Annotated in this window: 22 protein-coding genes; 12 read left to right on the forward strand and 10 right to left on the reverse strand. The window is 68.2% G+C overall.

Features of this window, described 5'->3' with window-relative positions; genetic code table 11:
* The first annotated feature begins 64 nt into the window (after positions 1–64).
* The 6 genes from AC1DF3_RS16780 (at position 65) to AC1DF3_RS16805 (ending at position 6,372) form a co-directional block, all read left to right on the forward strand.
* Positions 65–1,270: an aspartate aminotransferase family protein gene (locus AC1DF3_RS16780; protein WP_286537004.1), complete on the forward strand. Its 1,206-nt coding sequence runs from the start codon at positions 65–67 to the stop codon at positions 1,268–1,270.
* Complete coding sequence (argF, locus tag AC1DF3_RS16785; protein WP_301805074.1) at positions 1,267–2,193, forward strand: ornithine carbamoyltransferase; 927 nt, start codon at positions 1,267–1,269, stop codon at positions 2,191–2,193. Before AC1DF3_RS16780 ends, argF begins: the two co-directional genes overlap by 4 nt.
* Before the next feature lie 77 nt (positions 2,194–2,270).
* Positions 2,271–2,918, forward strand: a complete 648-nt coding sequence (kynB, locus tag AC1DF3_RS16790) for an arylformamidase (protein WP_286537001.1) — start codon at positions 2,271–2,273, stop codon at positions 2,916–2,918.
* Positions 2,915–4,213 carry a kynureninase gene (gene kynU, locus AC1DF3_RS16795; RefSeq protein ID WP_478140262.1) on the forward strand — a complete coding sequence of 433 codons (1,299 nt, stop codon included), beginning with the start codon at positions 2,915–2,917 and terminating at the stop codon, positions 4,211–4,213. Before kynB ends, kynU begins: the two co-directional genes overlap by 4 nt.
* A 14-nt stretch (positions 4,214–4,227) precedes the next feature.
* Positions 4,228–5,064 (forward strand): tryptophan 2,3-dioxygenase, encoded by an 837-nt coding sequence (gene kynA / locus AC1DF3_RS16800; protein ID WP_286526809.1) that lies wholly within the window; start codon positions 4,228–4,230, stop codon positions 5,062–5,064.
* Positions 5,065–5,121: 57 nt separating this feature from the next.
* The gene (locus AC1DF3_RS16805) at positions 5,122–6,372 is read left to right on the forward strand and encodes an SMI1/KNR4 family protein (protein WP_478140263.1); all 1,251 of its coding nucleotides are present in this window, start codon (positions 5,122–5,124) and stop codon (positions 6,370–6,372) included.
* On the opposite strand, the gene AC1DF3_RS16810 is transcribed toward AC1DF3_RS16805, so the two are convergent.
* The 5 genes from AC1DF3_RS16810 to acnA form a co-directional block, all read right to left on the reverse strand.
* The gene (locus tag AC1DF3_RS16810) at positions 6,373–7,548 is read right to left on the reverse strand and encodes an FAD-dependent monooxygenase (RefSeq protein WP_286536998.1); all 1,176 of its coding nucleotides are present in this window, start codon (positions 7,546–7,548) and stop codon (positions 6,373–6,375) included.
* Positions 7,549–7,557: 9 nt separating this feature from the next.
* A complete protein-coding gene (locus tag AC1DF3_RS16815) occupies positions 7,558–7,833 on the reverse strand; it encodes a DUF6587 family protein (RefSeq protein WP_286536997.1) in 276 nt (91 codons plus the stop codon).
* 1 nt (position 7,834) lies between these two features.
* The gene (gene feoB / locus AC1DF3_RS16820; RefSeq protein ID WP_478140264.1) at positions 7,835–9,733 is read right to left on the reverse strand and encodes a ferrous iron transporter B; all 1,899 of its coding nucleotides are present in this window, start codon (positions 9,731–9,733) and stop codon (positions 7,835–7,837) included.
* On the reverse strand, positions 9,726–10,007 hold the full coding sequence (locus AC1DF3_RS16825) for a FeoA family protein (RefSeq protein ID WP_286537041.1): 282 nt from the start codon (positions 10,005–10,007) through the stop codon (positions 9,726–9,728). Before AC1DF3_RS16825 ends, feoB begins: the two co-directional genes overlap by 8 nt.
* A 136-nt stretch (positions 10,008–10,143) precedes the next feature.
* A complete protein-coding gene (gene acnA / locus AC1DF3_RS16830) occupies positions 10,144–12,879 on the reverse strand; it encodes an aconitate hydratase AcnA (RefSeq protein WP_286536996.1) in 2,736 nt (911 codons plus the stop codon).
* A 145-nt stretch (positions 12,880–13,024) separates the two neighbouring features.
* Between acnA and AC1DF3_RS16835 the strand changes: the two genes are divergently transcribed.
* A complete protein-coding gene (locus AC1DF3_RS16835; RefSeq protein ID WP_478140265.1) occupies positions 13,025–13,846 on the forward strand; it encodes a helix-turn-helix domain-containing protein in 822 nt (273 codons plus the stop codon).
* Between the two features lie 132 nt (positions 13,847–13,978).
* On the forward strand, positions 13,979–14,479 hold the full coding sequence (locus AC1DF3_RS16840) for a pyridoxamine 5'-phosphate oxidase family protein (protein ID WP_286536994.1): 501 nt from the start codon (positions 13,979–13,981) through the stop codon (positions 14,477–14,479).
* Between the two features lie 66 nt (positions 14,480–14,545).
* Here AC1DF3_RS16840 and AC1DF3_RS16845 read toward each other — a convergent pair whose 3' ends face one another.
* From AC1DF3_RS16845 to AC1DF3_RS16865, 5 genes are all read right to left on the reverse strand, one after another.
* Positions 14,546–17,131, reverse strand: coding sequence for a bifunctional aconitate hydratase 2/2-methylisocitrate dehydratase (locus tag AC1DF3_RS16845; RefSeq protein WP_286536993.1), 2,586 nt, complete (start codon positions 17,129–17,131; stop codon positions 14,546–14,548).
* A gap of 70 nt (positions 17,132–17,201) precedes the next feature.
* Entirely contained in the window at positions 17,202–17,783 is a 582-nt protein-coding gene (locus AC1DF3_RS16850; RefSeq protein WP_286536992.1) for a hypothetical protein, read from the reverse strand.
* Positions 17,784–17,811: 28 nt separating this feature from the next.
* A complete protein-coding gene (locus AC1DF3_RS16855; protein WP_478140266.1) occupies positions 17,812–18,819 on the reverse strand; it encodes an HpcH/HpaI aldolase/citrate lyase family protein in 1,008 nt (335 codons plus the stop codon).
* Positions 18,816–19,592 (reverse strand): trans-aconitate 2-methyltransferase, encoded by a 777-nt coding sequence (gene tam / locus AC1DF3_RS16860; RefSeq protein ID WP_286536990.1) that lies wholly within the window; start codon positions 19,590–19,592, stop codon positions 18,816–18,818. Before tam ends, AC1DF3_RS16855 begins: the two co-directional genes overlap by 4 nt.
* Before the next feature lie 13 nt (positions 19,593–19,605).
* Positions 19,606–20,592, reverse strand: coding sequence for a malate dehydrogenase (locus AC1DF3_RS16865; RefSeq protein WP_286510110.1), 987 nt, complete (start codon positions 20,590–20,592; stop codon positions 19,606–19,608).
* Between the two features lie 191 nt (positions 20,593–20,783).
* On the opposite strand from AC1DF3_RS16865, the gene AC1DF3_RS16870 reads away from it, so the two are divergent.
* From AC1DF3_RS16870 to sdhA, 4 genes are all read left to right on the forward strand, one after another.
* Positions 20,784–21,545 (forward strand): GntR family transcriptional regulator, encoded by a 762-nt coding sequence (locus AC1DF3_RS16870; RefSeq protein ID WP_286536989.1) that lies wholly within the window; start codon positions 20,784–20,786, stop codon positions 21,543–21,545.
* 145 nt (positions 21,546–21,690) lie between these two features.
* Positions 21,691–22,137: a succinate dehydrogenase, cytochrome b556 subunit gene (gene sdhC / locus AC1DF3_RS16875; protein ID WP_286536988.1), complete on the forward strand. Its 447-nt coding sequence runs from the start codon at positions 21,691–21,693 to the stop codon at positions 22,135–22,137.
* Between the two features lie 18 nt (positions 22,138–22,155).
* On the forward strand, positions 22,156–22,521 hold the full coding sequence (gene sdhD / locus AC1DF3_RS16880) for a succinate dehydrogenase, hydrophobic membrane anchor protein (protein WP_478140267.1): 366 nt from the start codon (positions 22,156–22,158) through the stop codon (positions 22,519–22,521).
* 4 nt (positions 22,522–22,525) lie between these two features.
* Positions 22,526–24,334 carry a succinate dehydrogenase flavoprotein subunit gene (gene sdhA, locus AC1DF3_RS16885; protein WP_286536986.1) on the forward strand — a complete coding sequence of 603 codons (1,809 nt, stop codon included), beginning with the start codon at positions 22,526–22,528 and terminating at the stop codon, positions 24,332–24,334.
* Positions 24,335–24,349 lie beyond the last annotated feature (15 nt).

The raw sequence follows: 24,349 nt of genomic DNA on the forward strand, positions 1-24,349 counted from the left end.
CAATCCTCACTGAACTGTCGCGACCGGCCGCCTAGAATCCGCGTTCCCTTTTCCGGAGATCCGCATGAGCGCCAATGTTGTCCCCTCGTCGCCCCACGTCATGAACACCTACGGTCGCCTGCCGATCGCGCTGTCGCACGGCCAGGGCTGCCGAGTCTGGGACACCAACGGTCGCGCCTACCTCGACGGCCTGGGCGGCATCGCGGTCAACACTCTGGGCCACAACCACCCCGAACTGGTGCCCGCGCTGCAGGACCAGATCTCGAAGCTGATCCACAGCTCCAACTACTACCACGTGCCGGGCCAGGAGCAGCTCGCGACGAAGCTGACCGAGCTGTCGGGCCTGACCAACGCCTTCTTCTGCTGCACCGGCCTGGAGGCCAACGAAGCCGCGCTCAAGCTGGCGCGCAAGTTCGGCCATGACAAGGGCATCGAGCGGCCCGAGATCGTGGTCTACGAGGCCGCGTTCCATGGCCGCAGCATCGCCACGCTGTCGGCCACCGGCAATCCCAAGGTGCAGCAGGGCTTCGGCCCGCTGGTCGAGGGCTTCATCCGGGTGCCGCTGAACGACATCGACGCGCTCAAGAAGGCCACCGAGGGCAATCCGAACGTGGTCGCCGTGTTCTTCGAGACCATCCAGGGCGAAGGCGGCATCCATCCGATGCGCTGGGAATACCTGCGCCAGGTGCGTGCGCTCTGCGACCAGCGCGACTGGCTCATGATGATCGACGAAGTGCAATGCGGCATGGGCCGCACCGGCAAGTGGTTCGCCCACCAGTGGGCTGGCATCAAGCCGGATGTGATGCCGCTGGCCAAGGGCCTGGGCTCGGGCGTGCCGATCGGCGCGGTGGTCGCCGGCCCGCGCGCCGCCCACATCTTCGGCCCGGGCAACCATGGCACCACCTTCGGCGGCAACCCGCTGGCCATGCGCGCCGGCATCGAGACCATCCGGATCATGGAAGAGCAGAACCTGCTCGAGAACGCCGCCACCGTCGGCGCCCACCTGAAGGCGGCGCTGGAGCGCGAATTCGCGGGCCTGGCCGGCGTGAAGGAAATCCGCGGCCAGGGCCTGATGCTGGGCATCGAGCTCGACCGTCCCTGCGGCGTGATCCTCGGCCGCGCCTGCGACGCCGGCCTGCTGCTGAGTGTCACGGCCGACAGCGTGATCCGGCTGGTGCCGCCGCTGATCCTCAGCATCGCCGAAGCCGACGAGATCGTGGCGATCCTGGCGCCGCTGGTGAAGGCCTTCCTCGCGGAGCCTCAACCATGAACACCACCGCGATCCGGCACTACCTGCAATTCTCGGATTTCGATGCCGGCGACTACGCCCACCTGTTCGCGCGCGCGGCGCTGATCAAGAAGAAGTTCAAGGCCTACGAGCGCCACCAGCCGCTGGTCGACCGCACGCTGGCGATGATCTTCGAGAAGGCCTCCACGCGCACCCGCGTGAGCTTCGAGGCCGGCATGTACCAGCTCGGCGGCAGCGTGGTGCACCTCACCACCGGCGACAGCCAGCTGGGCCGCGCCGAGCCGATCGAGGACAGCGCCAAGGTCATCAGCCGGATGGTCGACCTGGTGATGATCCGCACCTACGAGCAGACCAAGATCGAGGCCTTCGCCGCCCATTCGCGGGTGCCGGTCATCAACGGCCTGACCAACGAGTTCCACCCCTGCCAGATCCTGGCCGACATCTTCACCTTCATCGAGCACCGCGGCTCGATCGCGGGCAAGACCGTGGCCTGGGTCGGCGACGGCAACAACATGGCCAACACCTGGCTGCAGGCGAGCGAGATCCTGGGCTTCAAGGTGCACGTCAGCACGCCGAGCGGCTACGAGGTCGACCAGTCGGTCGCCGGGCTGCGCTCGAGCGCCAGCTACCAGGTCTTCAAGGACCCGATGGAAGCCTGCCGCGGCGCCGACCTGGTGACCACCGACGTCTGGACCAGCATGGGCTACGAGGCCGAGAACGAGACCCGCCGCGCCGCCTTCGCCGACTGGTGCGTCGACACCGAGATGATGCGCGTGGCCCAGTCCGATGCGCTCTTCATGCATTGCCTGCCGGCGCACCGCGGCGAGGAGGTCGAGGCCGACGTGATCGACGGCCCGCAGTCGGTGGTCTGGGACGAGGCCGAGAACCGGATGCACGTGCAGAAGGCGCTGATGGAGTTCCTGCTGCTGGGGCCGGTCGCCTGAGCCCGCTGCATCTTCGTTTCAAAGCCTGTTGGAAATAACCGACACCACGACCCTTCGCATGGCGCTAACTTTGCGCCATGTCGAATCAACGCCTCTGGGATATCTCGCCGCCGGTGCATGAAGGCGCGCCGGTCTTCCCCGGCGACACGCCCTACCGGCAGCGCTGGGCCGCGACGATCGCGCCCGGCTGCCCGGTCAACGTCAGCGAGATCAGCCTGTCGCCGCACGTCGGCGCCCATGCCGACGCACCGCTGCACTACGACCCCGCCGGCGCGCCCATCGGCGAGGTCGATCTCGCGCCCTTCCTCGGCCGCTGCCGCGTGATCCATGCGATCGAGCGCGGCCCGCTGATCGAGTGGGCGCACATCGCCCACGCCCTCGACGACCTGCCGCCGCGGGTGCTGGTGCGCACCTATCGGCGGGCGCCGGTCGAGCGCTGGGACGGCGCCCTCGCCGCCTACGCGCCGGCCACCATCGAGCGCCTGGCGGCCCTCGGCGTGACGCTGGTCGGCATCGACACCGCCAGCATCGATCCGGCCGACAGCAAGACCCTCGACAGCCACCAGGTGATCCGCCGGCTCGGCCTGCGCGTGCTCGAGAACCTGGTGCTCGACGAGGTGCCCGAGGGCGACTATGAACTGATCGCCCTGCCCCTGAAACTGGTGAGCGCCGATGCCTCGCCGGTGCGCGCGGTCCTGCGCGAACTCAATCCGGAATCCCCATGACACTCGATGATTGCCGGCGCCTCGACGCCGAAGACCCGCTGGCCGCGCTGCGCGACCGCTTCCTGCTGCCCGAGGGCGTGATCTACCTCGACGGCAACTCGCTCGGCGTGCTGCCGAAGACCGCGCCGGCCCGCATCGCCGAGGTGGTCGCCAAGGAATGGGGCGAAGGCCTGATCCGTTCCTGGAACAGCGCCGGCTGGTTCGACCTGCCGCAGCGGCTGGGCGACAAGGTCGCGCGGCTGGTCGGCGCCGCGCCGGGCGAGGTGGTCTGCACCGACAGCACCTCGATCAACCTCTACAAGGTGCTGTTCGCGGCCCTGAGCCAGGTGCTGCTGGCGACACCCGACGCCAGCCCGCAGCGCCGCGTCGTGCTCAGCGAGCGCAGCAACTTCCCGACCGACCTCTACATCGCCGAGTCGATCTGCCGCGAACGCGGATTCACGCTCCGGCTGATCGAGGCCGACGAGCTGCCCGCGGCGCTCGACCAGCAGGTCGCGGTGCTGATGCTGACCCACGTCAACTACCGCACCGGCGCCATGCACGACATGAAGGCCGTCACGGCCGCGGCCCACGCGGTGGGCGCGCTGACGGTGTGGGACCTCGCCCACAGTGCCGGCGCGGTGCCGGTGGCGCTCAACGACAGCGAGGCCGACTTCGCGATCGGCTGCGGCTACAAGTACCTGAACGGCGGCCCCGGCGCGCCGGCCTTCGTCTGGGTGCACACGCGCCACGCCGGCCAGTTCACGCAGCCGCTTTCGGGCTGGTGGGGCCATGCGGCGCCGTTCGAGTTCACGCCGCACTACCGGCCGGCGCCGGGCGTCGCCCGCTACCTGTGCGGCACCCAGCCGATCATCGCCTTGGCCGGGCTCGAATGCGGGCTCGACAGCGTGCTGGCCGCCGAGCCCTTCGACGCCGGTCAGGGCCCGATGGCGGCGCTGCGCGCCAAGTCGCTGGCGCTGACCGACACCTTCATCACGCTGGTCGAGCAGCGCTGCGCCGGGCGCTTCGCGCTGGTGACGCCGCGCGAGCATGCGCGGCGCGGCTCGCAGGTCTGCCTGGCCCTGAACGACGGCGGGCCGGGCGCCTATGCGATGATGCAGGCGCTGATCGCCCGCGGCGTGATCGGCGACTTCAGGGCCGGCGATGCGCAGATGCCCGACATCCTGCGCTTCGGCTTCACGCCGCTCTACCTCGGCTTCGAAGATGTATGGAACGCGGTCGAGCACCTGGTGCAGGTGCTCGACCGCGAAGAATGGAAACGACCCGAGTTCAACCAGAAGCTCGCGGTGACCTGAGGCCAAGGACTGTCATGAGTACCGAACAAATCGTCCACGACGAAAAGGCGCAGCTCGACTTCAGCGCCTCGATGAGCTACAGCGACTACCTGAGCCTCGACCAGATCCTGACCGCACAGCATCCGCGCTCGCCGGCGCACGACGAGCTGCTGTTCATCGTCCAGCACCAGACCAGCGAGCTCTGGATGAAGCTCATGCTGCACGAACTGCGCGCCGCTATCCGCGCCATCGCCGAGGACGACCTCTCCAGCGCCTTCAAGATGCTGGCGCGCGTGTCGCGGATCATGGAGCAGCTGGTGCATGCCTGGGACGTGCTGGCGACCATGACACCGCCCGAATACAGCGCCATGCGGCCCTACCTCGGCGCCTCCAGCGGCTTCCAGAGCTGGCAGTACCGCTGCATCGAATTCGCGCTCGGCAACAAGAACGCCGCGATGCTCAAGCCCCACGCGCACCGCCCCGAGCTGCTGGCCGAGGTCGAGGCCGCCTGGCGCGCGCCCTCGCTGTACGACGAGGCGCTGCGGCTGCTGGCGCGCCGCGGCCTCGACGTGCCGGCCGACCACCTGGAGCGTGACTGGTCGAAACCCTACGAGGCCAGCGACGGTGTCGAGCAAGCCTGGCTGGTCGCCTACCGGGAGCCCAAGAAGCACTGGGAGCTCTACCAGCTCGGCGAAGAACTCACCGACCTCGAAGACGCCTTCCGCCTCTGGCGCTTCCGGCACGTGACCACGGTCGAGCGCGTGATCGGCTTCAAGCGTGGCACCGGCGGCACCGGCGGCGTAAGCTATCTGCGCAAGATGCTCGACGTGGTGCTGTTTCCGGAAATCTGGAAGCTGCGGACCGACCTCTAGGCAGACCGCGCGACGTCCTTCGCAGCTTCGCATCGACAACAAAGAGAGGAGACAACGATGGACAACGATTTCTTCGGGGATGACGAACTCGCGCAGCTGCGCTCGCACGGCATCGCGCTGTTCGCGCGCCGCGTGATCTTCGACGCCCGCCCGCCGATGGACGAAGCCCAGGTCGCGGCGCTGCAGGCCCAGTGCGCCGGGCCGCTGCCGCCGGAGCTGCTGTCGCTCTGGCGCCTGACGGCCGGCGGGCGCATCGACTACGACCTCCACCTGCACATGAACGGCAACGAGGAGTCGGTGGTCTGGAGCGAGCTCTTCTACAACGGCGGCGATGGCCCGCGCGACCTGCAGGGGTGGATCGAGCACGAGCGCCAGGGCGCGCAGGAAGCCGCCGCGGACAGCGGCGAGGCCTGGGACGGCAAGCTCACGCTGCTGCCCTTCGGCGGCTTCGAGGACTGCGACCGGGTCTACGCCGTGGTCGAGCCCGGCCCCGACTACGGCCACGTGCTGGCCTGGAAGCAGGGTCTGCCGGCGCCCTGGGCGCACGAGATGCACGAGGACGGCATGACCACCGTCGCCCACGACCTGTGCGCCGCCTTCGAGGCGCTGCAGCTCGACGAGGACCCGCTGGCGCCGGCGGGCGACTACTTCACCGGCCAGGCGCTGCTCGAATACCTCGACCAGCGCCACCAGGAGCACGGCCTGTCGCTGGAGCTGATGGACCGGCTGATCGCCTTCTACCGGCGCGCCATGGTCGACTGGCGCACGCCGCTGGCGGCCGGCACGCTGGCACAGGACGCCCCGCTGGCACGCGTCGCGCTGCGGCATGCCATCGCCACCGACGACGCCGAACTGGTCGCGCGCCTGGCGGCCGCCGAGGTGACGCTCGACGGCCCGCTGCTGGGCAGCGCGATCGCCACCGACCTGGCCCTGAGCCACGGCGCCCACCAGGCCGCGCAGGCGCTGGTGCAGGCGGGCGCACCGGTGGCGCACGATGCGCTCGACTACATCGACAGCGCGGTCTCGCCCGAGCTGGTCGGCCTGCTGCTGGAGCGCGGGGCCGAGCCCAGCGCCACCGCGATCGCCGAATGCGTGGCCTGCGGCGCGCCGGCGGCCGCACGCTTGATCGCCGAAGCCTACGGGCGCTCGCACGACGACCTGGCGGGCCGCTATGCCGCCGCCCGGGACGGCATGCTCGCCGAGCTCGAATCCGCCCTGGTCGAAGTGCATGCGGGCCGTCTCACCCACTACCTGGGCCCGGCGGGCCTGGCCAAGCGGGTCGACCATCTGCAGAGCTTCAGCCTCTGATCAACCCTCGTAGAGCCACGGCACGTCGAGCAATCGCGCCCCCAGCAGCCGCAGGGCGGCGTCGCGCCCGAAGCGCACCAGTCCGGTGGCATGGAAGATCCCGCCATTGCGCCGGGCCCGGGCCTGCACCAGGGCATTGCGCTGCCAGCGCGTCTCGGCAAAGCGCATCAACGCCGCCGGCACCGCCGCCGCGTCGCCGCCGTCCAGGGCCTCCGCCAGCGCCACGGCGTCCTCGATCGCCATGCCCGCCCCCTGGGCGAGGTAGGGCAGCATCGGATGCGCCGCATCGCCAACCAGGGCGATGCGTTCGCCCGCCATCTGCGACGGACTGGCGAGGGGCGGCCGGTCGTTGAGGGTCCAGGCCCGCCAATCGGGCACTGCCTCCAACAGGGCCTGGAGCGCGCCGCTGGTGCGCCCGGTCGCGGCCTGCAACGCCGCCAGGCTGGAGGACTGGTCCCAGTCGCGCGCATCGCCAGCGGGCGCCGATTCGGCCAGCACCACCACGTTGAGCGCATCGCCGCGGCGCACCGGATAGGCCACCGCGTGCAGCCGCGGCCCGAGCCAGACCGTGACCTGCGTGCTGCGCAGCGCGGCCGGCAAGGCCGACTGATCGACCAGCGCTCGCCACGCCGTGTGGCCGGTGGCCCGGGGCGGCGAATCTTCCAGCACGAACGGCCGCACCGTGCTCCAGAGGCCGTCGGCGCCGATCAGCGCATCGCCCTCCCAGGCCCGGCGCTCGGTGCTGGACACACAGACCGCATGGTCGCGCGCGACCACGCCGGTGACCCGGGCCGCGGTGGTCAGCGTGACGGCCCCGGTGCCGCGCGCCGCCGCCAGCAGCACCCCGTGCAGGTCGGCGCGATGGACGCAGAAATAGGGGGCGGCGTAGTTGTGCAGCATCGCGTTGCCGAGCGGCATGCGGGCGATCTCGCGGCCGTCGGTGGCGCTGCGAACCACCAGCGCATCGGGCCGCGCGGCGATCCGCACCAGCGGCTCCCAGACCTCCAGCTGCTGCAGCCGGCGCGTCACGTTGGGACCGAGCTGGATGCCGGCGCCGACCTCGCCGAAGGCCACCGCCTGCTCGAGCAGGTCGACCCGGTGGCGCCGCCGGGCCAGCGCCAGCGCGCTGGCGAGGCCCGCGATGCCACCGCCCGCAATCAGGACATGGGCTGGCATGGGCCGCGCTCAGCGGGAGTGCGTGGCAGCGGTCTGGACGTCGGCTTGGGCCTTCCGGCCGGCGCTGCCGCAACTGCCGCAGCTGTCGCAGGCGCCGCAACCCGAAGCCTTGCCGAGCGAAGCCGCCAGCTGCTGCGCCCGCTGGGCATCGACCAGGCCGGCGCGCTGCGTTCCAGCGGCCACCTTGCCCGCGGCCGCGCGGCGCCAGTTGGCAGGCATCCAGCGCCACAGCGCATAGAACGCGGCCAGCGCGACGATCAATCCGACAATGATTTCCTGCGTCATCTCATCCTCCTGTGAGCGCCAGTGCCACCCGATAGGTGATCCAGCACGCAATGTAGGCGAGCGCGAACAAATAGCCAGCCATGATCCAAACATAGCGCCAGGAGCCGGTCTCGCGTTTGACCGCGGCCAAGGTCGAGATGCATTGGGGCGCAAACACATACCAGACCAGCAGCGACAGCGCCGTGGCCAGCGACCAGCTGCCGGCGATCAGGGGCTGCAGCTGGCCGGCGACGTCGTCGCCGGTGGCGGACAGCGCATACACCGTGCCGAGCGCCCCCACCGCCACCTCGCGCGCCGCCATGCCCGGCACCAGCGCGATCGAGATCTGCCAGTTGAAGCCGATCGGCGCAAAGATGTGCTCGAGTCCGCGGCCGATGATGCCCGCCAGGCTGTACTGGATGGCCGGTCCGGTGGCGCCTTCGGGCGGCGACGGAAAGGTCGACAGGAACCACAGCAGGATGGTCAGCGTCAGGATGATCGTGCCGACGCGCTGGATGAAGATCCAGGCCCGTTCGTAGAGGCCCAGCGCCAGGTTGCGCAGGTTGGGCCAGCGGTAGGCCGGCAGCTCCATCATCAGCGGCGAGCGCTGCTGGCTGTCGCGGAAGCGCTTCATGACCCAGGCCACCGCCATCGCCGAGACGATGCCGAACACATAAAGGGCGAACAGCACCACGCCCTGCAGGTTGAAGACGCCGCCGACCGTGCGCGCCGGAATGAAGGCGGCGATCAGCAGGGCATAGACCGGCAGCCGGGCCGAGCAGGTCATCAGCGGCGCGATCATGATGGTCGTGATGCGGTCGCGCCAGTTGCTGATGGTGCGGGTCGCCATCACGCCCGGGATGGCGCAGGCGAAGCTCGACAGCAGCGGGATGAACGAGCGGCCCGACAGTCCGACAGTGCCCATCACGCGGTCGAGCAAGAACGCGGCCCGCGGCAGGTAGCCGGAATCTTCCAGCGCCAGGATGAACAGGAACAGGATCAGGATCTGCGGCAGGAACACGATGACCCCGCCGACGCCGGCGATGATGCCGTCGACCAGCAGGCTCTGGAGCATGCCTTCGGGCACGACGTGCTTGATCAGTTCGCCGAAGGCGGCGGTGGCGTCCTTGATCGCGTCCATCGGCACCGCGGCCCAGCTGAACACGGCCTGGAACATCAGGAACATCGTGACCGCGAGCACCAGCATGCCCCACACCGGATGCATCACGACGCGGTCGATGCGATCGCTGGTGGCCAGGCTGCCCGTCGGCTCGCGCACCGCCAGCCCCAGGATGCGGCGCACCTCGCGCTGGGTGTCGAGCACCTCGTCGAGGCCGGGCGCATGCCAGGACTGCGGCATGGCGGCGGCCACCGGCGCGTCGAGGGCTTCGAGCAGGCCCTGGGCCCCGCCGCTGTGGACGCCGACGGTCTCGATCACCGGCACCCCGAGTTCGCGCGACAGCACGGCCGCATCGACCGTGATGCCCTGCTTCTTCGCCATGTCGGTCATGTTGAGCGCCACCACCATCGGCAGGCCCAGCCGCCGGGCCTCGAGCACCAGCCGCAGGTTGAGGCGCAGGTTGGTGGCGTCGGTCACGCAGACCAGCAGGTCGGGCAGCGCCTCGCTGCTCTTGCCGGTGACGACGTCGCGCGTCACGGCCTCGTCGGCCGACAGCGCATTGAGGCTGTAGGCGCCCGGCAGGTCGAGCACGAAGACGCGCCGACCGCCCGCCGTGCGCGAGATGCCTTCCTTGCGCTCGACCGTCACGCCGGCATAGTTGGCGACCTTCTGGCGGCTTCCCGTGAGCAGGTTGAACAGCGCCGTCTTGCCGCAGTTCGGATTGCCGAGCAGCGCGACGCGCTCCGGCGGGCTCAGCGAGACGGCGGCGCCGGGCTGGAAGTTCAGGGTCGCTTCAACCACGGCCGACCGCTCCCGGGGTCACGCGGATCAGCGACGCCTCATGGCGGCGCAGCGCGAAGGTGGTGTGGCCCAGCCGCACCGCCAGCGGCTCCCGGCCGGGCACGCCGGTGGCGACGATGCGCACCGCTTCGCCCGGAACGAAACCGATCTCGGTCAGGCGCAGCACCAGCTCCCGCCCCTCCTTCTCGTCGGGACGCAGCACGTCGAGCACCGTGGCCCATTGATGGTTGGGAAGCTGATCGAGGCTGATGGCGGCCGAGGCCGCGCCGGTCATTGTGGTCACCCGCAGAATCCAGAGATTGCAAAATGAGAATTATTCTCGAAAACTCTGGCGTTTGGGGCGATGAGCCCAAGAATCCCTCGGGAACGCGCGGTCCGACCGCGCGAACGCCTCGGAAGTCAGGTCCTCGTCAGGCGGCCAGCAACTGCCGCAGCACGAACGGCAGGATGCCCCCGTGCTTGTAGTAGTCGACCTCGATCGGCGTGTCGATGCGCAGGCGCACCGTGACTTCCTGATGGCTGCCGTCCGGCCGGTGGACCACGATCTTGACGTCCATCTGGGGCTTGAGCTCACCGCCGATCACGACGTCGATCTTCTCGTCACCGGTCAGGCCCAGGCTCTCCCATGAATCGGCGCCGCGGAACTGCAGCGGCAGCACGCCCATGCCGACCAGGTTGGCGCGGTGGATGCGCTCGAAGCTGCGCGCCACCACGGCCTTGATGCCGAGCAGCTGGGTGCCCTTGGCGGCCCAGTCGCGCGACGAGCCGGTGCCGTATTCCTCGCCGCCGAAGATCACGGTCGGCACGCCCTGCTCGATGTACTTCATCGCGGCGTCGTAGATGAACATCTTCTCGTTGCCGGGCTGGAACAGCGTCAGACCGCCCTCCTCGCGCGAACCCTCGGCATCGGCCGGGATCATGAGGTTCTTGATGCGCACGTTGGCGAAGGTGCCGCGCATCATCACGTCGTGGTTGCCCCGGCGCGAGCCGTAGCTGTTGAAGTCGGCCTTCGAGACACCGTGCGCCTTCAGCCAGATGCCCGCCGGCGAGCTTTCCTTGATCGAGCCGGCCGGCGAGATGTGGTCGGTGGTGATCGAGTCGCCGAACAGCGCCATGATGCGTGCCCCGGCAAAGCCGGCGTCGCTCGCGTGCGGCTTCATCTTGAAGCCCTCGAAGAACGGCGGCTCGGCGATGTAGGTCGACTTGGGCCAGTCGTAGACCTGGCCCTGGGTGCCCTTGATGCTGCTCCAGAGCTTGCCCGGGTTGGCCTTGATCTGCTCGTAGTTCTGGCGGAATGCCTTGGCGTTCATCGCGAAGCGCAGGTTGTCGTCGATCTCCTTCGGCGTCGGCCAGATGTCGCCAAGGTAGACATCCTGGCCCTTCTTGCCCTTGCCCACCGGCTCGGTCATCAGGTCGACCATCACGTTGCCGGCGATCGCGAAGGCCACCACGAGCGGCGGCGACGCCAGGAAGTTGGCCTTGAGGTTCGGATGGATGCGGGCTTCGAAATTGCGGTTGCCCGACAGCACGGCGGCGCCGATCAAGTTGTTCTGGGTGATGGCCTCGTTGATCTCGGGCGTGAGGTCGCCGGCATTGCCGATGCAGGTGGTGCAGCCGTAGCCGGCCAGGTAGAAGCCCAGCTTCTCGAGGTAAGGCAAGAGGCCCGCCTTCTCGAGGTACTCGGTCACGATGCGGGAGCCGGGCGCCAGCGAAGTCTTCACGTGCGGCTTGACCGTCAGGCCCGCCTCGACCGCCTTCTTGGCCAGCAGGCCGGCCGCCAGCATCACGCTCGGGTTCGAGGTGTTGGTGCAGGAGGTGATGGCGGCGATCAGCACGTCGCCATTGCCGATCGTGACCTCGCTCTTCGGCAGCGGATGACGCACCTTCAGCGTGTCGGCCGGCTGGTTGAAGCCGTTGGCCTCGTTCGGCTTGCTATAGAGCTCGGAGAACTTGGTCGCCAGGTGGCCGAGGTCGATGCGGTCCTGCGGCCGCTTCGGGCCGGCCAGGCTCGGCGACACGGTGCCGAGGTCCAGCTTGACGACCTTGGTGTATTCCAGCTCGCCGGGCGCCGGCATGCCGAACAGCCCCTGGGCCTTGTAGTAGGCCTCGAAGCGCTCGACCTCGGCGTCGGTGCGGCCGGTGCCCTTGAAGTAGGCCACGGTCATCTCGTCGACCGGGAAGAAGCCCATGGTGGCGCCGTACTCGGGCGCCATGTTGCCAATGGTGGCGCGGTCGGGCACCGCGATCGAGGCGGCGCCGGGGCCGAAGAACTCGACGAACTTGCCGACCACCTTCTCGCCGCGCAGGATCGCCGTGACGTAGAGCACAAGGTCGGTGGCGGTGACGCCTTCGCGCAGCTTGCCGGTGAGCTCGAAGCCGACCACGTCGGGCGTCAGCATGTAGACCGGCTGGCCCAGCATGGCGGCCTCGGCCTCGATGCCGCCCACGCCCCAGCCGACCACGCCGATGCCGTTGATCATGGTCGTATGGCTGTCGGTGCCGACCAGCGAGTCGGGGTAGTACACCGGCGGATCGCCCTTGTCGTTGGGGCTCTTGTAGACGCCGCGCGCGAAGTACTCGAGGTTGACCTGGTGCACGATGCCGAAGCCCGGCGGCACGACGCCGAAGGTGTCGAAGGCCTGCATGCCCCACTTCATGAACTGGTAGCGCTCGTTGTTGCGCTGGAACTCGAGCTTCATGTTGAGGTCGAGCGCCTTGGGCGTGCCGTAGTAGTCGACCATCACCGAGTGGTCGACCACCAGGTCGACCGGCACCAGCGGCTCGATGGTCTTGGGCGACTTGCCGAGCGACTGCGCGACGCTGCGCATGGCGGCCAGGTCGGCCAGCAGTGGCACGCCGGTGAAGTCCTGCAGCACCACACGGGTGACGACGAAGGGCACCTCGTCGGTGCGCTCGGCATTGGGCGCCCAGTTGGCCAGCTGCTCGACGTGTTCGGCGGTCACCTTCTGGCCGTCGCAGTTGCGCAGCACCGACTCGAGCACGATGCGGATCGAGACCGGCAGCTTGGCGACGTTGGGATATTGCTTCGCGAGTTCCTTGAGCGACCAGTACTTACCGGCCTTGCCCGATGCGGTCTTGAAGGTCTTGAGCGTGGGGGCGAAGGCGTGTGCCGGGGCTTTGGCCATGTGGAAACTCCTGTGTTTTCGTGGAAGCTCCTCAAAGATAGCAGGGTTCGATGACCTCGGCTGCAGTCGCCCCACGGCCCGCGGCGCCAGGTCGATGACCTCGCAGGTCATGGCCGTCCTGCGCCGCTTCACTAGGATGGCGGCCATGAACACCCCGAGCAGCGCCCCCCCGACCGCGGCCGACCCCTTCGGCGCCCACCTCCGCCACTGGCGCCAGCATCGGCGCCTGAGCCAGCTCGACCTGGCCCACGAGGCGCAGGTGTCGACCCGGCACTTGAGCTATGTCGAGACCGGCCGCGCCGAACCCAGCCGCGAGATGGTGCTGCGGCTGGCGGAACGGCTCGACGTGCCGCTGCGCGAGCGCAACGCGCTGCTGGTGGCGGCCGGCTACGCACCCATGTACCGGCAGCGCTCCCTCGACGACCCGGCGCTGGCGGCGGCGCGGCGGGCCGTCGACCTGGTGCTCAAGGGCCACGAACCCTATCCCGCGCTGGCGGTCGATCGCCACTGGAACCTGGTGGCGCACAACGCGCTGGTGCCGATGCTGATGGCCGGCGCGGCCCCGCACCTGGTCGAGGCGCCGGTCAACGTGTTGCGCCTGAGCCTGCATCCCGACGGCCTGGCGCCGCGGATCGCCAACCTGGCGCAATGGCGGGCGCACCTGCTCGAACGGCTGCAGCAGCAGATCGCCGCCACCGGCGACGCCACGCTGGCCGAGCTGCACGACGAGCTGGCCGCCTACCCGCAACCCCAGGTGAGCCACGACGCGCCGGCCGCCGGCGGCGAACTCTCCAACGTGGTCGTGCCCTTCCAGCTCGTGACGCCGCAGGGCGTCTTGAGCTTCATCAGCACCACGACGATCTTCGGCACGCCGGTCGACGTCACCTTGCAGGAACTCGCGGTCGAATCCTTCTTTCCGGCCGATGCGCAGACCGCGAATGCACTGAGCAGGCTCGCCGCCCGCTGAAAGACCGGCGGCAGCGCGTCGCACGCACGTCGGTCCTGGACGACACGCAAATGCGCCCGCCCAGCGCATGCCGGCGCCCGGGACGGCCCTAGCGTCGGGGCTTCGATCCACCGACACACCGGAGAACCGCGAATGAGCCAGACCGACGAACAAGCCAAGCTGTGGGAACTGATCAAGGACACCCGCTTCGGCATGCTGACCCACCGCCACGGCGACGGCCAGCTTCACAGCCATCCGCTGACGACGCAGAACAAGAAGCTCGACGAGGGCGCGACCCTGTACTTCTTCATTCCGAAGGACGGGGAGATCGCGCGCCACGTCGCAACCGATCCGAGCGTCAACGTCGCCTACGCCGACACCGACGCCGACAGCTACGTCTCGGTCTCGGGCCAGGCCACGCTGCAGGAAGATGCGGCGAAGAAGGAGGAGCTCTTCAACACCATGGCCAAGTCCTGGTTTCCGAAGGGCGCCGGCGACCCGAACCTGGGCCTGCTGGCGGTGCGCATCGTCGACGCCGAATACTGGGACGTCGACGACAGCAAGATGGTGCAGCTGTTCAAGATGGCCAAGGCCGCCATCACCGGCAACCCGCCCACCGACATGGCCGAGCACAAGAAACTCAACGTCACCTGAGCAGGCCGCCCATGAAAAAAGCCCCGCGCGAGCGGGGCTTTGCTGGGGTCGGACGCGACAGGGAGCTCAGGCAGCGACCTTGTCGGCGATCTCCTTGTACTCGTCGATCTTGTCGAAGTTGAGGTACTGGTAGATCTGTTCGCTGGAGGCGTCGATCACGCCGACGTTGGTCATGTATTCCTCCTTCGTCGGAATGCGGCCGAGGCGCGAGCAGATCGCGGCCAGCTCGGCGCTGCCAAGGTACACGTTGGTGTTCTTGCCGAGGCGGTTCGGGAAGTTGCGCGTGCTGGTCGACATCACGGTCGCGCCCTCGCGCACCTGTGCCTGGTTGCCCATGCAGAGCGAACAGCCCGGCATCTCGGTGCGCGCGCCGGCATTGCCGAAGACGCCGTAGTGGCCTTCCTCGGTGAGCTGCTGCGCGTCCATCTTGGTCGGCGGTGCGATCCACAGCTTGACCGGGATGTCGCGCTTGCCTTCGAGCAGCTTGGACGCCGCACGGAAGTGGCCGATGTTGGTCATGCACGAACCGATGAACACTTCGTCGATGGCCGCGCCGGCCACGTCCGACAGCGTCTTGACGTCGTCGGGGTCGTTCGGGCAGGCCACGATCGGCTCGTGGATGTCGGCCAGGTCGATCTCGATGACGGCCGCGTACTCGGCATCGTCGTCGCCCTTGAGCAGCTGCGGGTCCTTGAGCCAGGCTTCCTGGGCGGCGATACGGCGCGCCAGCGTGCGGCCGTCGGCATAACCCTCGGCGATCATCCAGCGCATCAGCGTGATGTTGCTGTTGATGTACTCGATGATCGGTTCCTTGTTCAGGTGCACCGTGCAACCGGCGGCCGAGCGCTCGGCCGAGGCGTCGCTGAGCTCGAACGCCTGTTCGACCTTGAGGTCAGGCAAGCCTTCGATCTCGAGGATGCGGCCCGAGAAGATGTTCTTCTTGCCCTTCTTCTCGACCGTCAGCAGGCCCGACTTGATGGCGTAGAGCGGAATCGCGTTGACCAGGTCGCGCAGGGTCACGCCGGGCTGCATCTTGCCCTTGAAGCGCACCAGCACCGATTCGGGCATGTCCAGCGGCATCACGCCGGTGGCCGCCGCGAAGGCCACCAGGCCGGAGCCGGCCGGGAAGCTGATGCCGATCGGGAAGCGGGTGTGGCTGTCGCCGCCGGTGCCGACCGTGTCGGGCGTCAGCAGGCGGTTGAGCCAGCTGTGGATCACGCCGTCGCCCGGACGCAGCGACACGCCGCCGCGGGTCGCCATGAAGTCCGGCAGCTCGTGGTGCATCTTGACGTCGACCTTCTTGGGGTAGGCCGCCGTGTGGCAGAACGACTGCATGACCAGGTCGGCACTGAAGCCGAGGCAGGCCAGGTCCTTGAGTTCGTCGCGGGTCATCGGGCCGGTGGTGTCCTGGCTGCCGACCGAGGTCATCTTCGGCTCGCAGTAGGTGCCGGGGCGAACGCCCTGTCCTTCGGGCAGGCCGCAGGCGCGGCCGACCATCTTCTGAGCCAGCGAGAAGCCCTTCTTGGTGTCGACCGGGCTGACCGGCAGGCGGAACAGCGTCGAGGCGGGCAGACCGAGGGCCTCACGTGCCTTGGCCGTCAGACCACGCCCGATGATCAGCGGAATGCGGCCGCCGGCGCGCACTTCGTCGAACAGCACATCGCTCTTGACCGAGAACTCGGCAATCACCTTGCCGTCCTTCAGCGCCTTGCCGTCGTAGGGACGCAGTTCGACCACGTCGCCCATGTTCATCTGGCTGACGTCGAGCTCGATCGGCAGCGCGCCGGAGTCTTCCATCGTGTTGTAGAAGATCGGGGCGATCTTGCCGCCCAGGCAGACGCCGCCGAAGCGCTTGTTCGGCACGTAGGGAATGTCTTCGCCGGTGAACCACAGCACCGAATTGGTCGCGCTCTTGCGCGACGAGCCCGTGCCGACCACGTCGCCGGCGTAGGCCACCAGGTGGCCGCGGGCGCGCAGGTCCTCGATGAACTTCACCGGGCCGCGCTTGCCGTCTTCCTCGGGCACGATGCCGGGGCGGGCGTTCTTGTGCATCGCGAGCGCGTGCATCGGGATGTCCGGACGGGTGGTCGCGTCGGGCGCGGGCGACAGGTCGTCGGTGTTGATTTCGCCGGCCACCTTGAAGATGCTGACGGTGATGCTTTGCGGCACTTCGGGACGGCTGGTGAACCACTCGGCATCGGCCCAGCTTTGCAGCACGGCACGGGCGTTGGCATTGCCCTTGTCRGCCTTTTCCTTGACGTCGTGGAACTGGTCGAACATCAGCAGCGTCTTCTTGAGGCCTTCGGCTGCGACGCCGCCGACTTCGGCATCGTCGAGCAGGTCGACCAGCGGGCCGATGTTGTAGCCGCCGAGCATGGTGCCGAGCAGCTCGGTCGCCCTGGCGCGCGTCAGCAGCAGGCTCTTTTCGGTGCCGTGCGCGACGGCCGCGAGGTAGCTCGCCTTGACCTTGGCCGCATCGTCCACGCCCGCGGGCACGCGGTGCGTCAGCAGGTTGAGCAGGAACTCGGCGTCGGCGACGGCCGGCGACTTCATGAGCTCGATCAGCTCGGCGGTCTGCTTGGCAGTGAGCGGCAGCGGCGGGATGCCGAGCGCGGCGCGCTCGGCGACATGGTCAACGTAGGCTTGCAACATCTTCTTTTCTCCGGAAACACAAATGGGCGGGCGGCTCCCGCTCGGAAGCAAGAGCCGCGCCTTGGCGGGATTACTGCGTCTTGGCGGTCGGTGCCGCGTCGCCGCTTTCGAACAGGCTCTTGGGCGGGTTCTTCTTCATGTCCTCGGCCACCTCGAGCTGCTTGGCCGCCTGGCATTCGTCGGCCAGCCGCAGGCCCTGCTTCTGGCTCATGAGCATCGATTTGTTGCCGAGCTGCAGCCACATGGCCTCGCGCACCGGGTCCTCGAGCCGCACCGCGCCGGTGCGGCTGCTGACCGGGTGCAGGCGGTACTTGACGCCGGCGTGCGTCAGGGTGAAGAAGCCGGGCTTCTTGGGATCCGCCTCGATGTTCACGCTGGCACCGAGTTCGCACTTGATGGTGCCGGTCAGGATGGTCTCGGCCACCTTCAGGTCCTGCTCCGACAGGGTGACGTCGGTTTCTTCGCTGATGGGCTTGGCTTCTTCGACCCGCTTGATGATGCGCTTGGGCACCACCTTCTGGACGACCTTCTTGCCGGTCGTGTTGGCGGCCGGCTTCGCTGCGGAGCCGGTCGAGCCGGTGGAGCTGGTCTGGGCCATGGCGGCCATCGGCAGGGCCAGGGCAGCGGCGGCAATCAGAGCAATTGTCTTCATGGGAATGGTCTTTCGGGGGGGTTGGATTTCAGGATGAAGCGGGTGCGAACCACGGCTGCGCCTCGGAAGGCAGGCTGCGGCCGGTGGCGTGCGCCCGTTCGAGCACCTGCCAGAAATGGCGATAGCTGGCACGATCATGCAATGTGCCATCGATGCTGATCGGCGCCCACGCGGCAAGGGCGGCCGCGGCAATGATTTTTGTAGCGATTTGAATCTGCCGCTCGTCGGGCGCGAAGGCCTCGAGGATCGGGCGGATCTGGTTCGGATGGATGCTCCACATCCGCGTGTAGCCGAACTCGGTGGCGGCGCGGCGGGCCGAGGCGCGCATCGCGTCGATGTCCTTGAACTCGGTCACGACGCAATGCGAGGGCACCTTGCCATGCGCATGCGCGGCGGAGGCGATCTCGAGCTTGGCGCGTACCACCAGCGGGTGCGTGAACTGCCCGGCGGCGGCCATGCCGTCGGCCGGAATGGCACCGCCGTGCGAAGAGACGAAATCCATCAGCCCGAAGCTCAGAGACTGCACCCTCGGATGGGCAGCGATCTCGAAGGCATGGTGCACCGCCAGCGGCGATTCGATCAGCACGTGCAGCGGCAGCGCCTCGGCGCCGACGGCATCGAGCGCCAGCGCGGCCTCGCGCACATCGTCGATCGACTCCACCTTGGGCACCATCAGGTGGCTCAGGCGATGGCCGGCGCGGCCGGCGATCGTCATCACATCGGCCGGGAACGCGGCATGGTCGACCGGATGGACCCGGGCGCCGACACGCATGCCGGGCGCCGCCGACAGCGCGAGCTCGGTCACCAGCGCCGCATGCTCGGCCTCGCCGCCCACCGGCGCGCCGTCCTCGCAATCGAGCGTGACGTCGAACACGCAGGCGCCGAACTCCTGGGCCATCTCGGCTTGCAGCGCCAGGCTCTTGCGCATGCGCGCCTCGACACCGCTGTAGTGGTCGCAGACCGGCAGCGCGACGGCGCCGGCCTGGGCGCCGAGCAGCACCTCGCGCGGATGGGGAACGGCGTTGTCGGTGCTCATGCTTTCTTCTGCGCCACGATGAACATGCGCGGGAAGGCCAGCAGCAGCCGGCCGTCGGTGCGCGCCGGGTAGGCGCGGGCGATGCGGCGTTCGTATTCGGCCAGGTAGCTGGTCTTCAGCTCGCTGGGCAAGGGATCGACGAAGGGCTTCAGCCCGGTGCCGCTGACCCATTCGACGATGGCCGCCGCGGAGGCCATCGGATGCTGGTAGGCGGTGCGCCAGGCGTCGACCGCCGCGGCCTCGCCGGCCAGCAGGTCGTAGTAGCCGTCGATGCCCAGCAATTCGGTGCGCAGCCGGTCGGGGTTTCCGATGGCCTGCGCCCAGGGTGCCTCGGCCGCCACCTCGCGCATCAACCGATGCGTGGGCTCCTGGCGGTTGTCGGGCATCTGGATCGCCAGCACGCCCCCGGGTGCCAGCAACGCGAAGAGCCTGGGGATCAGGGTCTCGTGGTCGGGCACCCATTGCAGGGCGGCATTGGCATAGATGAGGTCGGGCGCCGCCTCGGGCGCCCAGGTGGCGATGTCGCCGAGCTCGAAGCGGGCCTGCGGCAGGCGCTGCCTGGCACTGGCGAGCATCGGCTCGGAATTGTCGGTGCCGACCACCGAGGCAGCCGGGAAACGCTGCACCAGCAGCTCGGTGGAGTTGCCCGGCCCGCAGCCGAGATCGAACACCCGCGTGGCCTGGGCCAGCGGCACCCGGGCCAGCAGGTCCCGGGCCGGACGGGTGCGCTCGTCCTCGTAGCGGCTGTAGAGCGCGGGGTTCCAGTCGAGCATGCCGGGTCGCGGCTTACAGCAGGTGGGCGACGCCGGCTTGCTCGTCGGTCAGTTCCTTGAGCGTCTTGTCGATGCGTTCCTGGCTGAAGGCGTCGATCGCCAGGCCGTCGACGACCTTGTATTCGCCGTTTTCGCAGGTGACCGGGAAGCCGAACATCACGTCCTTCGGAATGCCGTACTGGCCGTCCGACGGGATGCCCATCGTGACCCACTTGCCGTTGGTGCCCAGGGCCCAGTCGCGCATGTGGTCGATGGCGGCGTTGGCGGCCGAGGCGGCCGACGACAGGCCACGGGCCTCGATGATCGCGGCGCCGCGCTTGCCGACGGTCGGCAGGAAGGTGTTGGCGTTCCAGTCCTGGTCGTTGATCATCTTGGCGACGCTTTCGCCGTTGATGGTGGCGAAGCGGTAGTCGGCGTACATCGTGGGCGAGTGGTTGCCCCAGACGGTCAGCTTCTCGATGTCGGCCACGGCCTTGCCGGTCTTGGCGGCCAGTTGGCTGGCAGCGCGGTTGTGGTCAAGGCGCAGCATGGCGGTGAAGTTCTTGCGCGGCAGGTCGGGGGCGCTCTTCATCGCGATGTAGGCGTTGGTGTTGGCCGGGTTGCCGACCACCAGCACCTTGACGTTGCGGCTGGCGACGGCATTGAGCGCCTTGCCCTGGGCAGTGAAGATGGCGCCATTGACGGCCAGCAGCTCGGCACGTTCCATGCCCGGGCCGCGCGGACGCGAGCCGACCAGCAGCGCGTAGTCGGCGTCCTTGAAGGCGGTCATCGGGTCGCCGTGGGCTTCCATGCCGGCCAGCAGCGGGAAGGCGCAGTCGTCGAGCTCCATCATCACGCCCTTGAGCGCCTTCTGGGCCTTTTCGTCGGGGATCTCGAGCAGTTGCAGGATGACCGGCTGGTCCTTGCCCAGCATTTCGCCGGAGGCGATGCGGAACAGCAGGGCGTAACCGATTTGGCCAGCGGCACCGGTGACGGCAACGCGAACAGGCTTCTTGCTCATGGGAATACTCCAGGAAATGATGAAAACGGGGCACGGCCGCGGAGCGCGGCCACGAGGTCGGGCCGGGACACCAAGCCCGGCCTTCAGGCCGTCTTCGATTTTATGCCGATTTGAGCTTTCGGTGGCGCCTGTCTTATGTCTTATATAAGATGTGGGCCCGAAGCACCCTCGCGGTGCACCCACGAAACCCCATGGCCACCTCTCCCACCACTGTCGCCGAGCCCTCCACGCCGTCGTTCAGTCCGCTCTACCAGCAGATCAAGTCGCTGATCCTGCAGAGCCTCCATGCCGGCGAATGGAAGCCCGGCGAGCCGATCCCGAGCGAGATCGACCTGGCCGCCCGCTTCCGGGTCAGCCAGGGCACCGTGCGCAAGGCGATCGACGAGCTGTCGGCCGAAAACCTGGTGGTGCGCCGCCAGGGCAAGGGCACCTTCGTCGCGACCCACGCCGAGCAGCATGTGCAGTACCGCTTCCTGAAGCTGGTGCCCGACAGCGGCGACGTCGACAGCGAAGGCCCGGCCGAGCGCGAGATCGTCGACTGCAAGCGCCAGCGCGCCAGCGCCGACGTCGCCCGCGCCCTGGCCCTGCGCACCGGCGACGCCGTGCTGCAGGTGCGGCGGGTGCTGGCCTACCGCGGCACGCCGACCATCCTCGAGGAACTCTGGCTGCCCGGAACCCCGTTCAGGGGCCTGACCGCCGAGCGCCTCACCGCCTGGCACGGGCCGATGTACGCGCTGTTCGAGACCGAATTCGGCGTCCGCATGGTGCGCGCCGAGGAAAAGATCCGGGCGGTGCTGCCCGATCCTGCGCAGGCGGCGCTGTTGCAGGTCGTCACCTCGACCCCGCTGCTGAGCGTGGAGCGCGTGGCCTACACCTACCACGACACGCCCATGGAACTGCGCCGCGGCCTCTATCGCACCGACACCCATCACTATCGAAACGACCTCGGCTGACAGCGGCCTGGTGCGCCATCATCCGACCATCGCGGTGCGATGACCGGAGCGGCGAAAGCCGCGAGATGGTGCGTTGCAATAGAATTTTGAGTTGTTTGCTTTTCGCCAAAGAACAAGTAGCCCCTCGTAAAACCCGAAAGCCCCCATGACAGAGTTGGCCACCCCACCCCGACAGCCGCGGCGAGAGTTCCGCAATATCAACCCCCTTTCCGACCTGACCACCTACCGGCTGCCGCCGGCCGGCATCGTGTCGATCCTGCACCGCGTGAGCGGGGTGCTGATGTTCCTGCTGCTGCCGTTCATCATCTGGATGTTCGACACCTCGGTGTCCTCCGAGATCTCGTTCGCCCGCTTCACGGCCGCCTTCAATGTCGGGCTCGGCTTCGTCCCGGGCTGGTTCATCAAGCTCGTCGCCCTGGCGCTGATCTGGGCCTACCTGCACCACTTCATCGCCGGCCTGCGCCACCTCTACATGGACGTGAACCATCACGCGGTCGACAAGAAGTCCGGCAACAGCACCGCGCTCGCCACTCTCTTCCTGAGCATCCTGCTGACCGTCGTCCTCGGCGCCAAGCTGTTCGGTCTCTACTGATTGCGCAAGGAAACTGAAATGTCTGTGAACTACGGCTCCAAGCGCATCGTCGTCGGCGCGCACTACGGATTGCGCGACTGGCTCAGCCAGCGCATCACCGGCGCCCTGATGGCGCTCTTCACCGTCATCCTGCTGGCGCAGGTGATCTTCAAGCGCGGCCCGATCGGCTACGACCTCTGGGCCGGCATCTTCGCCGCTCAATGGATGAAGGTGCTCACCTTCGTGGTGATCTCTTCGCTTCTCTATCACGTCTGGGTCGGCATGCGCGATGTCTGGATGGACTACGTCCAGCCGGTCGGCATCCGCCTGCTGTGCCAAGTTTTCACCATCGTCTGGCTTGTGGGTTGCGCGGGTTGGGCCATTCAAGTGCTCTGGAGGCTGTAACCCCATGTCATACACAAAAGAACAAATCACCAAGCGGAAGTTCGACGTCGTCATCATCGGCGCCGGCGGCTCCGGCATGCGCGCCTCGCTGCAACTGGCACGCGCCGGCCTCAACGTCGCCGTGCTCTCCAAGGTGTTCCCGACCCGCTCGCACACCGTCGCTGCCCAGGGCGGCGTCGGCGCCTCGCTCGGCAACATGAGCGAGGACAACTGGCACTACCACTTCTACGACACGATCAAGGGCTCCGACTGGCTCGGCGACCAGGACGCGATCGAGTTCATGTGCCGCGAAGCGCCGAAGGTCGTCTACGAGCTCGAGCACTTCGGCATGCCTTTCGACCGCAATCCCGACGGCACGATCTACCAGCGTCCGTTCGGCGGCCACACCGCGAACTACGGCGAGAAGCCGGTGCAGCGCGCCTGCGCCGCCGCCGACCGCACCGGCCACGCGATGCTGCACACGCTCTACCAGAAGAACGTCGAGGCCCGGACCCAGTTCTTCGTCGAGTGGATGGCCCTCGACCTGATCCGCGACGCCGAAGGCGACGTGGTCGGCGTGACCGCGCTCGAGATGGAAACCGGCGACCTGCACATCCTGCAGGCCAAGACCGTGCTGCTGGCGACCGGCGGTGCCGGCCGCATCTTCGCGGCCTCGACCAATGCCTTCATCAACACCGGCGACGGCCTCGGCATGGCGGCCCGCGCCGGCATCCCGCTGCAGGACATGGAGTTCTGGCAGTTCCACCCGACCGGCGTGGCCGGCGCCGGCGTGCTGCTGACCGAAGGCTGCCGCGGCGAAGGCGCGATCCTGCTCAACAGCAACGGCGAGCGCTTCATGGAACGCTACGCGCCGACGCTCAAGGACCTGGCGCCGCGCGACTTCGTCTCGCGCTCGATGGACCAGGAGATCAAGGAAGGCCGTGGCTGCGGTCCCAACAAGGACTACGTGCTGCTGAAACTCGACCACCTCGGTGCCGAGACCATCCACAAGCGGCTGCCCTCGGTGTACGAGATCGGCGTCAACTTCGCCAACGTCGACATCACCAAGGAGCCGATCCCGGTGGTGCCCACCATCCACTACCAGATGGGCGGCATCCCGACCAACATCAACGGCCAGGTCGTGATCCAGAAGGGCGAAGACAACAGCGCCGTGGTCAACGGCCTCTACGCGGTCGGCGAATGCTCCTGCGTGAGCGTGCACGGCGCCAACCGCCTGGGCACCAACTCGCTGCTCGACCTGCTGGTGTTCGGCCGCGCGGCCGGCAATCACATCGTCCAGTTCAACGACAAGCTGAAGGAACACAAGGACCTGCCGGCCGATGCGGCCGACCGCACGCTGGAGCGCCTGAACCAGCTCGAGGCCTCGACCGCGGGCGAATACGCGCAGGACGTGGCCAACGAGATCCGCTCGGTCATGCAGCAGCACGCGGCCGTGTTCCGCAAGCAGGCCTCGATGGACGAAGGCGTGCAGAAGATCGCCGCCGTGCGCCAGCGCGTCGCCGCGGTCACGCTGAAGGACAAGTCGCGGGTGTTCAACACCGCCCGCATCGAAGCCCTCGAAGTCGACAACCTGATCGAAGTCGCACAGGCCACGATGGTGTCGGCCGCCGCCCGCAAGGAATGCCGCGGCGCCCACACGGTGGAAGACTACGAGCGTCCGGCCGACGACCCGGTCGCGCCGCTGGGCCGCGACGACGCCAACTGGATGAAGCACACGCTCTGGTACAGCCAGGACAACCGCCTCTCGTACAAGCCGGTCAAGCTGCAGCCGCTGACGGTGGCGTCGGTGCCGCCCAAGGTTCGGACATTCTGAGACTGACTAGAGGTA

The sequence above is a fragment of the Variovorax sp. 10N432 genome (genome assembly GCF_056394465.1).